The organism is Bacillus sp. B.PNR1 (genome assembly GCF_030386235.1).
Lineage (GTDB): Bacteria > Bacillota > Bacilli > Bacillales > Bacillaceae > Bacillus > Bacillus stercoris.
This window is the reverse complement of the sequence record NZ_JANYMN010000001.1, coordinates 1,984,580-1,997,394: the sequence shown is the minus strand read 5'-3', so window position 1 is coordinate 1,997,394 and position 12,815 is coordinate 1,984,580. Positions and strand designations below refer to the sequence as shown.

At 44.7% G+C, this 12,815-nt stretch carries 13 protein-coding genes; 9 read left to right on the top strand and 4 right to left on the bottom strand.

The window, feature by feature from the left end; all coding sequences use genetic code 11:
• The first annotated feature begins 102 nt into the window (after positions 1-102).
• Both NZD81_RS10485 and NZD81_RS10480 read left to right on the top strand, forming a co-directional pair.
• Complete coding sequence (locus NZD81_RS10485) at positions 103-1,143, top strand: M42 family metallopeptidase (protein WP_014663420.1); 1,041 nt, start codon at positions 103-105, stop codon at positions 1,141-1,143.
• Positions 1,144-1,157: 14 nt separating this feature from the next.
• Complete coding sequence (locus tag NZD81_RS10480; protein WP_040083546.1) at positions 1,158-1,565, top strand: ASCH domain-containing protein; 408 nt, start codon at positions 1,158-1,160, stop codon at positions 1,563-1,565.
• A gap of 36 nt (positions 1,566-1,601) precedes the next feature.
• Here NZD81_RS10480 and gltT read toward each other — a convergent pair whose 3' ends face one another.
• Positions 1,602-2,891, bottom strand: a complete 1,290-nt coding sequence (gene gltT, locus NZD81_RS10475; RefSeq protein ID WP_095432691.1) for a glutamate/proton symporter GltT — start codon at positions 2,889-2,891, stop codon at positions 1,602-1,604.
• 267 nt (positions 2,892-3,158) lie between these two features.
• Positions 3,159-3,296 carry a protein YhfH gene (gene yhfH / locus NZD81_RS10470; RefSeq protein WP_052438181.1) on the bottom strand — a complete coding sequence of 46 codons (138 nt, stop codon included), beginning with the start codon at positions 3,294-3,296 and terminating at the stop codon, positions 3,159-3,161.
• Positions 3,297-3,453: 157 nt separating this feature from the next.
• On the opposite strand from yhfH, the gene NZD81_RS10465 reads away from it, so the two are divergent.
• The 4 genes from NZD81_RS10465 to lcfB all read left to right on the top strand — a co-directional run bounded on the left by NZD81_RS10465 (position 3,454) and on the right by lcfB (position 7,564).
• The gene (locus NZD81_RS10465) at positions 3,454-4,188 is read left to right on the top strand and encodes an MBL fold metallo-hydrolase (protein WP_289860452.1); all 735 of its coding nucleotides are present in this window, start codon (positions 3,454-3,456) and stop codon (positions 4,186-4,188) included.
• Between the two features lie 12 nt (positions 4,189-4,200).
• A complete protein-coding gene (gene lplA / locus NZD81_RS10460) occupies positions 4,201-5,196 on the top strand; it encodes a lipoate--protein ligase (protein WP_014663424.1) in 996 nt (331 codons plus the stop codon).
• A gap of 64 nt (positions 5,197-5,260) precedes the next feature.
• Entirely contained in the window at positions 5,261-5,905 is a 645-nt protein-coding gene (locus tag NZD81_RS10455; RefSeq protein ID WP_014663425.1) for an SDR family oxidoreductase, read from the top strand.
• Between the two features lie 117 nt (positions 5,906-6,022).
• Positions 6,023-7,564: a long-chain-fatty-acid--CoA ligase LcfB gene (gene lcfB, locus NZD81_RS10450; protein ID WP_172641284.1), complete on the top strand. Its 1,542-nt coding sequence runs from the start codon at positions 6,023-6,025 to the stop codon at positions 7,562-7,564.
• 38 nt (positions 7,565-7,602) lie between these two features.
• Here the strand turns inward: lcfB and NZD81_RS10445 are convergent, their stop codons facing one another.
• Positions 7,603-7,998: a YhfM domain-containing protein gene (locus NZD81_RS10445; RefSeq protein WP_014663427.1), complete on the bottom strand. Its 396-nt coding sequence runs from the start codon at positions 7,996-7,998 to the stop codon at positions 7,603-7,605.
• A 148-nt stretch (positions 7,999-8,146) separates the two neighbouring features.
• Here NZD81_RS10445 and NZD81_RS10440 point away from each other — a divergent pair, with 148 nt between their 5' ends.
• Positions 8,147-9,439 carry a M48 family metallopeptidase gene (locus NZD81_RS10440; RefSeq protein ID WP_040083537.1) on the top strand — a complete coding sequence of 431 codons (1,293 nt, stop codon included), beginning with the start codon at positions 8,147-8,149 and terminating at the stop codon, positions 9,437-9,439.
• Positions 9,440-9,477: 38 nt separating this feature from the next.
• On the opposite strand, the gene aprE is transcribed toward NZD81_RS10440, so the two are convergent.
• Positions 9,478-10,623, bottom strand: coding sequence for a subtilisin AprE (gene aprE, locus NZD81_RS10435; RefSeq protein ID WP_014663429.1), 1,146 nt, complete (start codon positions 10,621-10,623; stop codon positions 9,478-9,480).
• Between the two features lie 442 nt (positions 10,624-11,065).
• Between aprE and NZD81_RS10430 the strand changes: the two genes are divergently transcribed.
• Positions 11,066-11,515, top strand: coding sequence for a GNAT family N-acetyltransferase (locus NZD81_RS10430; RefSeq protein WP_014663430.1), 450 nt, complete (start codon positions 11,066-11,068; stop codon positions 11,513-11,515).
• Positions 11,516-11,586: 71 nt separating this feature from the next.
• Positions 11,587-12,579: an NADPH:quinone oxidoreductase family protein gene (locus NZD81_RS10425; protein WP_136654718.1), complete on the top strand. Its 993-nt coding sequence runs from the start codon at positions 11,587-11,589 to the stop codon at positions 12,577-12,579.
• Positions 12,580-12,815: the final 236 nt, after the last annotated feature.

Sequence of the window (12,815 nt, the reverse complement as noted above, 5' to 3'; positions counted from 1 at the left end):
CCCATGCTCTCTACAGCATATGAGAGATTGATAGGAAAAGATTGGACGGGTCCCTCGGTAAAAGAGTATATTTTAAGTAGAAAATAAAAGGAGGAATGCCCTATGACGTCCGTACGTAAAACGATGGAGCTCATTAAAGAACTGGTATCGATCCCAAGCCCGACAGGAAATACATATGAGGTAATTAATTATATTGAAAGCCTTTTAAAAGAATGGAAGGTAGAAACGGTTCGGAACCACAAGGGCGGCTTACTTGCAACGCTTCCAGGACGCGACACATCCCGGCATCGCATGCTGACGGCGCACGTTGACACCCTCGGCGCTATGGTGAAGGAAATTAAAGCGGACGGCCGGCTGAAAATCGACTTAATCGGCGGGTTCCGCTACAACTCGATTGAGGGGGAGTATTGCCAAATTGAAACCGCCTCAGGAAAAACGTACACAGGCACCATTTTAATGCATCAAACGTCTGTGCACGTATACAAAGACGCGGGAAAGGCCGAGCGGAATCAAGAGAATATGGAGATCCGCCTAGATGAACCTGTTCACTGCCGAAAAGATACGGAGGAGCTTGGCATTGGTGTCGGAGACTTTGTGTCGTTTGATCCCCGTGTCGAAATCACATCAAGCGGATTTATTAAATCGCGCCATTTGGATGACAAAGCAAGCGTCGCCTTATTGCTCCGCTTAATTCATCAAATTCAAACAGAAGACATTGAACTGCCGTATACAACCCATTTTCTTATTTCCAATAATGAAGAAATCGGATACGGCGGAAATTCGAATATTCCTCCTGAAACGGTCGAATATTTGGCGGTTGATATGGGAGCTATCGGAGACGGACAGGCCACAGATGAATATTCAGTATCAATCTGTGTGAAGGATGCGAGCGGGCCGTATCATTACCAGCTCAGAAAACATTTAGTTCAATTAGCCGAGAAGCATCATATTGACTATAAGCTTGATATCTATCCGTACTACGGGTCTGATGCGTCAGCAGCAATCAAATCCGGGCATGATATTGTGCATGGCCTCATCGGGCCGGGAATTGACGCTTCCCATGCATTTGAACGCACCCATAAATCATCTCTTCGCCATACCGCTAAGCTTCTGTATTACTATGTACAGTCACAAATGGTATAAGGGGGGAAGGGCGAATGAAGATTTATAAGCTGAAAAGCATATTCGGCTGGGAAGGTGATGACGGGCTGGGAGAACAGCTGATTCAGCAGATCATTGCCGGAGAAAAAACAGCCACGTGCGCGCCGAGATCATTATATTCAAAAGATGAATTGAGGGACGTTTATCAAACAGCTGGTCAGCTTGTTACCGTTTATGATAAACATGACAATCCAAGATGCAATATAAAAGTGACAGACGTCTTTGAAACCACCTTTGGTGCGCCTGATATGAGGTTAGTCAAAGGAGAGGGCAATGGAGACCGAATTGACGAATTTCAAAAGGATCATCGGATGGCTTGGGCGGAGCTGATTAAAAACGGTGACCTGGAGCTGAATGAAGATACGGTTTTGATTACAGAGCTTTTTGAGCTTGTTCAAGACTAAAAAAGCCTGCGGGATAAGAATCCCGCAGGCTTTTCATTAACCGGAAATGGTTGCGTTTTGCTCTGTTTTCGATTGGGACATAACAGTTTCTGCTTTCGCAGGGTTAAACATGCCTTCCCATTTAGACATCACAACAGCAGCAAGCGCGTTACCAGTCAGGTTGACAACTGTACGTGCCATATCCATGATACGGTCTACGCCGGCAATAAAGGCAAGTCCCTCAGCCGGAACGCCGATGGTGCCAAGCGTCGCAAGCAAGACAACAAAAGAAGTACCAGGCACGGCAGCCATCCCTTTAGATGTCACCATTAAGACAAGCACAAGCGTAATTTGGTGCCAAATTGTCAAATCAATTCCGTATACCTGTGCCAAAAACAGCGCGGCAATGGATTGATAGAGAACGGAACCGTCTAAGTTAAACGTATATCCGATCGGAATCACAAATGAAACAATGCCTTTCGGACATCCGATTTTCTCCATTTTTTCCATGATGCGCGGAAGAACCGTTTCAGAGCTTGATGTACTGAACGCCAGTAAGATCTCATCCTTCATGTAAGCAAGGAATTTGAAGATGCTGATGCCGGCCATTTTTGCGACAATTCCAAATACGACAATTAAGAAGAAAGCAAGTGCGACATACACCAATCCGACGAGCTTTCCGAGAGAGATAAGAGAACCGAGCCCGAATTTAGACACAGTCACTCCGATTAGCGCGAAAACGCCGAACGGCGCCACTTTCATCACAAGGTTTACAACGTGGAACATGGCATGGGATACGCCTTCAAAAAAGGCTAAAACTGGCTTGCCTCTTTCACCGATCGCGGAAATACCCAATGCAAATAGTACTGTAAAGCAGATGATGGCTAGAAGATCCCCTTCGACCAACGACTGGAAGAAGTTTGTCGGCACAATATGGAGGAATGTTTCCGCCACTGATTTATTACTTTGTTCTTTTTCGGTTTCAACATATTGACTGATGTCCGATTTTTGAGCTTCGTGTATATTAACTCCTGTACCCGGATGGAAGATGTTTGCAAGGGCTAGTCCGAGAATAATGGCAAAAGTCGTGATGATCTCGAAGTACAGAATCGTTCTGAAGCCTAGTTTACCGACTTGCTTTCCATTTCCTGCACCGGCTACACCGATGATTAAGCTGGAGACAACAATAGGAATCACTATCATTTTGATTAAGCGTAAAAAGAGATCCCCAATTGGCTGCAGGTAAGTAGGCAATGCTGGGTTGCCATACCAAATGACGCCAACAATAACACCTAGAATAAGTCCAACGAATATTTGTGTGGCTAATCCAAACTTAATTCTTTTCATAGATTACCTCCCAAAAAACAAAGTATCAACATATATCATGAATAGACATATATTTAATCTCACTATTAGATCAAATTATAATAGATAAGAAATGAATTCGTCTACAGTAAATTATATTTCGAAAATAAAGAATATTCAGTGATGACACGATAATCACCAGAATTATCTAAAATCGGGTGAGCTTTGACCTAACCTGACTATTATTTCAAAATTAAGATATGTGTGAATAAATAAGAAAATCCCACGCGCAGGGCGTGGGATTTTTGCTTATGACAAATCATTTACTTTTATGCAGTTATTGCAGATATTACCATAGCACTCATGCTGCTCTTCTATCTTTTTTCCGCATTCCGCGCACTTTTTCGAAGGCAGGTTTCTAAAAAATTCTGTGATTTTTCCCAGCATAACCAATCCCTCTTTCCCCTTTGTAGTGACTTCATTGTAATATAACAGATTGTAAAAATCAATAACTGTTTTGATACAATATTTAAAACATGCTTTTTTCAAGAAAAATGGGTATATTGAAGGAGGAACAATTTTCTTGAAAAGATAGGAGGACATTATGAAAGTTACAGTTATCGGATGCTATGGCGGTTTCCCGGCCGCAAATGAAGCGACGTCAGGCTATTTATTTCAGTCAGGTGATTACTCTCTGCTTGTCGATTGCGGCAGTGCCGTATTGTCTAAGCTGTTCGGCTATGTGCCGGCGGAAAAGCTGGATGCGGTCGTTCTGTCTCATTATCACCATGACCATATTGCTGATATCGGGCCGCTGCAATTTGCCAAGCAAGTCGGTTCGTTTCTCGGCAAAGGAGAGCATACGCTTCCGATTTACGGACATGATGCTGATATAGAACAGTTTCAAAAGCTTACATATAAAACACATACGAAAGGCATTGCCTATCAGCCGGATCAGCCGCTGACTGCCGGTCCGTTTACGATCACATTTTTAAAAACGATTCACCCGGTGACGTGTTATGCCATGCGGATTACTGACGGCAGCCACACTGTCGTTTATACTGCTGATTCCAGCTATCAGGATTCATTTATTCCGTTTTCGAAAGATGCTGATTTGCTGATCTCAGAATGTAATTTTTATGCGGATCAAGACGGGACAAGCGCAGGCCATATGAACAGCCTGGAAGCCGGGCGCATTGCAAAAGAAGCGGGAGCTGGAGAGCTGCTGCTGACACATTTGCCGCATTTTGGCGTGCATGACAATCTTCACAAAGAAGCGAAAACCGTTTTTAACGGTGAAGTGAATATTGCGAAATCAGGTTTTGTGTGGGAAGGATAAAGGAGGAGCACCATGTTATTTATAGACAATCAAAATATCAATGATCCGCGGATCAATCTTGCTATCGAGGAGTACTGTGTCAAGCATTTAGACCCTGAACAGCAGTATTTGCTTTTTTATGTGAATCAACCGTCTATTATCATTGGGAAAAACCAAAATACAATAGAAGAAATCAATACAAAATATGTAGAGGAAAACGGGATTATCGTCGTCCGCCGTTTATCAGGCGGGGGCGCTGTGTACCATGATCTGGGGAACTTGAACTTCAGCTTTATCACCAAGGATGACGGGGACAGCTTTCATAACTTTAAAAAGTTCACTGAGCCGGTGATTCAGGCGTTACATCAACTCGGGGTTGAAGCGGAATTAAGCGGCCGGAACGACATTGTAGTGGATGGCCGGAAAATATCCGGAAACGCCCAGTTTGCAACGAAAGGCCGTATTTTCAGCCACGGCACCCTCATGTTTGATTCAGCCATTGATCATGTTGTGTCAGCATTAAAGGTGAAAAAGGATAAAATTGAATCAAAAGGCATCAAATCGATCAGAAGCCGAGTGGCAAACATCAGTGAGTTTCTCGATGATAAAATGACCACCGAAGAATTTCGCAGCCATTTGCTTCGCCATATTTTTAACACAAACGACATTGGAAACGTGCCGGAGTATAAGCTGACAGAAAAAGATTGGGAGACCATCCATCAAATTTCGAAAGAGCGCTATCAGAATTGGGATTGGAACTACGGCCGCTCACCGAAATTTAACCTTAATCATTCGAAACGTTATCCGGTTGGGTCGATCGATTTGCGCCTGGAAGTCAAGAAAGGCAAAATTGAGGACTGCAAAATCTTCGGAGATTTCTTCGGTGTCGGTGATGTATCTGATATTGAAAACCTGCTGGTCGGAAAACAATACGAACGGAGTGTCATCGCTGAGGTGCTCGAAGATGTGAATCTCAAGCATTACTTTGGGAACATTACGAAAGAGGATTTCCTTGATCTAATTTATTAAGGCAAAGCACTTCTTTTGAAAGAGCGGTTGTGTGTTTGAAATAATGGAGGCAGGAGGGATTCAGATGAAAGTGTTTTTAATCGGAGCGAACGGACAAATCGGGCAAAGACTCGTCTCTTTATTCCGGGATCATCCTGATCATTCCATTAGAGCGATGGTCAGAAAAGAAGAACAGAAAGCGTCTCTCGAAGCTGCCGGTGCAGAAGCTGTGCTTGCGAATCTGGAGGGCAGCCCCGAAGAAATCGCCGCCGCGGCAAAAGGCTGCGACGCCATCATTTTCACAGCGGGTTCCGGCGGCAGTACAGGCTATGATAAAACGCTGCTGGTGGATCTTGATGGAGCGGCAAAAGCCATTGAAGCGGCGGACATTGCCGGAATCAAACGGTTTATTATGGTCAGCGCCCTGCAAGCCCATAACCGTGAAAATTGGAATGAGGCACTCAAACCTTATTATGTGGCCAAGCATTATGCCGATAAAATTTTGGAAGCAAGCGGTTTAACCTATACGATTATCCGTCCGGGAGGCCTTCGCAACGAGCCTGGAACGGGAACTGTTTCAGCTGCGAAGGATCTGGAGCGGGGTTATATTTCCCGTGATGACGTTGCAAAAACGGTCATTGCCTCTTTAGATGAAAACAATACGGAAAATCGGGCTTTTGATCTGACAGAAGGAGATACGCCGATTGCTGAAGTATTGAAGAAACTATGACTGAACTGACACTCGGGGCTTTTTGCTCTTGAGTGTTTTTTTCTGTTTCTCTATAATGGAGGAGAAAGCTTGGCTTCAATAATGAATGACTATTCATTCACTTTAAGGGGTGGGAGAATGAATCTTGTTTCAAAATTGGAAGAAACAGCATCTGAGAAGCCCGACAGCATCGCATGCAGGTTTAAGGATCACATGATGACGTATCAAGAGCTGAATGAACAAATTCAGCGATTTGCGGACGGCCTTCAGGAAGCCGGTATGGAGAAAGGGGACCATCTAGCTTTGCTGCTTGGCAACTCGCCTGATTTTATCATCGCGTTTTTTGGTGCTTTAAAAGCCGGGATCGTGGTTGTTCCCATCAATCCGTTGTACACGCCGACAGAAATTGGTTATATGCTGACAAATGGCGATGTAAAGGCGATCGTGGGCGTTAGCCAGCTTTTGCCGCTTTATGAGAGCATGCATGAATCGCTGCCAAAGGTTGAGCTCGTCATTTTATGCCAGACGGGAGAGGCTGAGCCGGAAGCCGCGGACCCAGAGGTCAGGATGAAAATGACAACGTTTGCAAAAATAGTGCGGCCGACATCTGCCGCTAAACAAAACCAAGAGCTTGCTCCTGATGATACCGCGGTTATTTTATATACGTCAGGAACGACTGGAAAACCGAAAGGCGCGATGCTGACTCATCAGAATTTGTACAGCAATGCCAACGATGTCGCAGGCTATTTGGGAATGGATGAGAAGGACAATGTGGTCTGTGCTCTTCCCATGTTTCACGTGTTTTGTTTAACTGTCTGCATGAATGCACCGCTGATGAGCGGCGCAACTGTCTTGATTGAGCCTCAATTCAGTCCGGCATCTGTTTTTAAACTTGTTAAGCAGCAGCAGGCGACCATTTTTGCCGGTGTTCCTACGATGTATAATTATTTGTTTCAGCATGAGAATGGAAAAGAAGATGATTTTTCTTCCATCCGGCTTTGCATTTCGGGGGGAGCGGCCATGCCAGTCGCATTGCTGACGGCGTTTGAAGAAAAATTCGGCGTTACCATTTTGGAAGGCTACGGGCTCTCGGAAGCATCACCTGTCACATGCTTTAACCCGTTTGACAGGGGCAGAAAGCCGGGCTCCATCGGGACAAGTATCTTACATGTCGAAAACAAGGTCGTAGATCCGCTCGGACGCGAGCTGCCCGCTCACCAGGTAGGCGAATTGATCGTAAAAGGACCCAATGTGATGAAGGGCTACTATAAAATGCCGATGGAAACAGAGCATGCGTTAAAAGATGGTTGGCTTTATACAGGGGACTTGGCAAGACGGGATGAGGACGGCTATTTTTACATTGTTGACCGGAAAAAAGACATGATCATTGTAGGAGGATACAATGTGTATCCGCGGGAAGTGGAGGAGGTGCTGTACAGACACCCGGACGTCAAGGAGGCCGTTGTCATCGGCGTGCCGGACGCCCAAAGCGGGGAAGCGGTAAAGGGATATGTGGTACCGAAACGTTCTGGCATAACAGAAGAGGACATCATGCAGCACTGTGAAAAGCATCTGGCGAAATACAAGCGGCCTGCCGCCATTACGTTTCTTGACGACATTCCGAAAAATGCGACGGGGAAAATGCTCAGAAGGGCGCTAAGAGATATTTTGCCTCAATAAAATGAAAAAGCGAAGCAGCTAGCTTCGCTTTTTCATTTTCAATCCTTTGCTTCTTTTTTCATAATGTTTAGCAGCGCCTTTGTATCGTTTTTGCTTAATTTGTAGTATGTGCCATCCTTCAAAAATACGGCTTGCTGGCTGCCGTCAATCCATAGCCTGAATGAGTCGTACCGGTCTTTATGAAACTTGATTGTCCCTTCGTAATCAGGGGCTGATGTTTTTTCTGTCTTCACCTGTTTTCCCTGATTCATAATGTCCAGCATATCTTTGACGTGCTGCCTTTTTTCAATCTTAATATCTTCTTGGCCGCTTGAAGACAGTGTGATCAAATCCGCGTCTACCGATTGATACACATCGCCTGACCGGCTGTAAAGATAGAAAAATGCAATAAACACAAGACCGATTACCACGATGGCTGCCACTATTTTTTTCATTTGCATCACTCCAAACATTGTTAGTTTTCCCAGCGATCGGGCTTTCCATGCTTAAAAGGATGGAAAAGTGCGGAACACAGCTTGGTTCTAAGAATTTGAATTTATGATTACAATAGAAGTAACGGGTTGATGTGAGGAGTGAGGTGTTATGCGCAAATGGATTGCGGCAGCAGGGCTTGCTTACGTGCTGTACGGGCTGTTTTTTTATTGGTATTTCTTCCTGTCCGGTGATTCCGCAATACCGGAAGCCGTGAAAGGGACGCAGGCTGATCCGGCTTCTTTCATGAAGCCGTCTGATTTGGAGGTGGCCGAGCAGTATTCAAATATCAAGAATTTTTTATTTTTTATCGAGGTACCTCTTGATTGGTTTCTGTTTTTTGTTTTGCTGGTCAGCGGCGTTTCAAAGAAAATCAAGAAATGGATGGAAGCGGCCGTGCCTTTTCGGTTTTTGCAGATCGTTGGTTTTGTATTTGTACTTTCGCTGATTACCACATTGGTGACGCTGCCTTTAGATTGGATAGGCTATCAGGTGTCACTTGACTACAATATTTCCACACAGACTACGGCCAGCTGGGCTAAGGATCAGGTTATCAGCTTTTGGATCAGCTTTCCAATCTTTGCGCTTTGCGTTCTCGTGTTTTATTGGCTGATCAAAAGGCATGAAAAAAAATGGTGGTTATATGCCTGGCTGTTAACAGTGCCATTTTCGCTGTTTCTGTTTTTTATTCAGCCGGTCATTATCGATCCTTTATACAATGATTTTTATCCGCTGAAAAATAAAGAGCTTGAAAGCAAAATTTTAGAGCTGGCAGAAGAAGCCAATATTCCGGCTGATCATGTATATGAAGTGAACATGTCGGAAAAAACAAATGCGCTGAATGCCTATGTTACGGGAATTGGGGCCAATAAACGGATTGTATTGTGGGATACGACGCTGAACAAACTTGACGATTCAGAGATTCTGTTTATAATGGGCCACGAAATGGGCCATTATGTCATGAAGCACGTTTACATCGGTCTGGCTGGCTATTTGCTCGTGTCGCTCGCCGGATTTTATGTCATTGATAAGCTATACAAGCGGACGGTGCGCCTAACCCGCAGCATGTTTCATTTAGAAGGGCGGCATGATCTTGCGGCACTTCCGCTGTTATTGCTTTTGTTTTCTGTTTTGAGCTTTGCGATTTCGCCTTTTTCTAATGCTGTCTCGCGTTATCAGGAGAATAAGGCTGACCAGTATGGGATCGAGTTGACAGAGAACAGAGAAGCCGCTGTTAAAACGTTTCAGGATTTGGCCGTGACGGGGCTGAGCCAGGTTGATCCTCCGGTGCTTGTGAAGATTTTCAGAGGCAGCCACCCTTCGATCATGGAACGGATTCAACATGCGGAGAAAGAAGAGAAAACGCCGGAACATCCTGCCACAGAACAGGATAATGGCAAATAAAAAGAAGCAGGTATGGAGGAACCTGCTTCTTTTTGATATTATTGGGCAGCTGCTTCTACATTGATTAACCCTTTTCCATAGTAGAAAGAGCTTCCAAGGTATGTTGCAGTGCTTTCTAAACGATCACGGACTTGCGCGTTTGTCCAAGTCGGGTGCTTAGAAAGAATTAAAGCTGCTGCTCCGGCAACGTGAGGAGTCGCCATTGACGTTCCGTTGTAAGCACCGTAAGTGCCTCCAGGAAGTGTGCTTTGGATAGATACGCCAGGAGCCATCACATCAAGCTCAGAACCTGCGCTTGAGAATGAAGCTCTTTGGTTGCTGCTGTTTACCGCACCTACCGCGATGGTAGAAGGATATTTCGCAGGATAGCCGACTGTGCTTGAGCTTCCGGACGAGCCTTCGTTTCCGGCTGCGGCCGCAACCACAATACCGCTGGAAACGGCTTTATCAACAACTGTTTTCAGCGCTGTAGAACCAGAAGGTCCGCCAAGGCTCATGTTGATAACATCCATATTGTTGGAAATGGCCCATTCAATGCCGTTGATGATCCAGCTGTATTGGCCGCTTCCTGTTGAATCAAGAACTTTTACCGCATATAATGATGCGCTTGGCGCTACGCCGAGAACACCGATTGAGTTATTAAGAGCGGCAATCGTACCGGCTACGTGCGTACCGTGAGAACTGCCGTCCTGGTATGGGTTTGTTTCAGAAGGTACGAAGCTTGCTCCGCCTCTGACGTTTAAGTCAGGATGAGAAGAGTCAATTCCGCTGTCGATAACAGCTACTTTTACGTTAGAGCCTGTGTAGCCTTGAGAGTGAAGAGCCGGCGCTTTAATTTGGGAAATGCCGTAAGGAACAGATTGCGCATATTCATGTGCAATATGATCTTCTTCCACATATGCAACACTCGGATCTTGTTTTAATTCTTTTACAGCTTTTTCATCCAATGTTGCTGTGGCTGCGTTAACATACTTAAACTGCTTTTGAACTTTTCCGCCTTTCTCAGAAATAACATCCTTTTTCTTGGCGGAGCTCATGGCACTCATTGTCTGTTTAAATCCGACAATGTATTTCTTTTCTGTACTGCTTTTTCCGGCAGCCTGCGCAGACATGTTGCTGAACGCCATCGTAAAGATTAACGTTAACGCAAACAACAAGCTGATCCACAATTTTTTGTTTCTCACTCTTTACCCTCTCCTTTTAAAAAATTCAGAGTAGACTTACTAAAAAGACTATTCTGTGAATTTATTGTAATAGATGGAATAATATTTTAGTAGACCCATTTTTTTGAGATGATTTTATCTCTATTTAGGTATATCATCTCTCGCTATTTCCGTAGAGACTCGAAATAACTATTTTCATACAGAAAAGAACGAAAATAGACATGAGTAAATGTTCATTATGCTGAAATGTCATGCTTTTTCAGGTTAAATGCTCCTGAGTCCCGGCAAATTCCTGTCGAAAAAATTCGTTCGAATGACCTGCATATGCTTTCGTGAGAACAATGGATATTATCGTGATATTTTTTCAATGCATGATGATAAAAGTATTCTGAAAAATAAACTTTACAGAAAAATTTGATTAGGGATAGAATGAAAAAATGATTGAGAGGGAGGAAGAACTGAGATGAACATTCGCCAAGCAAAGATTTCAGATGCGGCAGCCATCGCGCCGCTGTTTAACCAATATCGGGAATTTTATAGACAGGCATCCGATTTGCAAGGGGCGGAGGCTTTTTTGAAAGCGCGTTTGAAAAATCACGAGTCTATTATTTTGATAGCAGAAGAAAATGGAGAGCTCATAGGCTTTTCCCAGCTCTATCCCGCGTTTTCTTCTGTGTCAATGAAAAGAATCTACATATTAAATGACTTATTTGTTGCTCCTCATGCGCGTACAAAGGGAGCCGGCAGCCAGTTGCTTTTGGCCGCAAAGGATTATGCAGCGGAAAACGGGGCAAAAAGTTTAACGCTTCAAACTGAGCACCACAACCGGAAGGCAAGAAGCTTGTATGAGCAAAATGGCTATGAAGAGGATACCGCATTTGTCCACTATCATCTCAATGTGCCGGCGAAGTGAAAATGGCGGCTTGATGATTTGGTTTTTGGAACGTTCTTCGGTTACGATATAAATGAAAAGGAGTGTGCCGAATGTCAACGTTATTTCAAGCATTGCAGGCAGAAAAAAATGCCGATGATGTTTCAGTCCAAGTGAAAACCATATCAACAGAGGATTTGCCGAAGGATGGTGTCCTGATTAAAGTTGCTTATTCCGGCATTAATTACAAAGATGGTCTGGCCGGAAAAGCAGGAGGCAATATCGTCAGAGAGTATCCGCTTATTTTAGGCATTGATGCTGCGGGTACGGTCGTCTCTTCCAATGATCCGCGTTTTGCAGAGGGGGATGAGGTGATCGCGACAAGCTATGAGCTCGGCGTCTCCCGTGATGGCGGATTAAGTGAATACGCTTCGGTGCCTGGTGACTGGCTGGTGCCTTTGCCACAGAATCTTTCGTTACAAGAAGCGATGGTGTACGGAACGGCGGGGTTTACTGCGGCGTTATCAGTGCATCGGCTTGAACAGAACGGCCTGTCTCCGGAAAAAGGCAGTGTGCTAGTCACAGGAGCAACCGGCGGTGTCGGCGGAATTGCGGTATCGATGCTGAACAAGCGGGGCTATGATGTGGTGGCAAGCACCGGAAACCGGGAGGCGGCTGATTATTTGAATCGGCTCGGTGCAAGCGAAGTAATCAGCAGGGAAGATGTCTATGACGGAACGCTTAAGGCGCTGTCCAAGCAGCAATGGCAGGGAGCGGTTGATCCAGTCGGGGGAAAACAGCTTGCCTCGCTTTTAAGCAAAATTCAATATGGCGGAGCTGTCGCGGTAAGCGGCTTAACCGGAGGAGGAGAAGTTCCTGCAACGGTGTATCCTTTTATTCTTCGCGGAGTAAGCCTGCTCGGGATCGATTCAGTATACTGTCCGATGGACGTAAGAGCCGCTGTTTGGAAGCGCATGGCTTCTGATCTCAAGCCTGATCAGCTGCTGACCATTGTGGATAGGGAAGTCTCATTGGAAGAAACGCCTGCTGCGTTAAAAGAGATTTTGCAAAATCGCATTCAAGGAAGAGTGATAGTGAAGCTTTAACAGGATCAGCTTGCAGGGAATGTATGTTTCTGCAAGCTTTTTTTGTGAACAGGGTGTTAAGCTGTGCCACGAAACAATCTTCCGTTTCTTGTTTGCGCTATGTTAAAGAAACAAGATTGACCTGGAAAGCGGAACTTTCTATTCTCATTTGAAAAATAATTGGTGATAATGATTCTCATTCCGTGTTATACTAATCTTGGACATCTTAATCATAGAAACTGCTAACAGGAGAGACT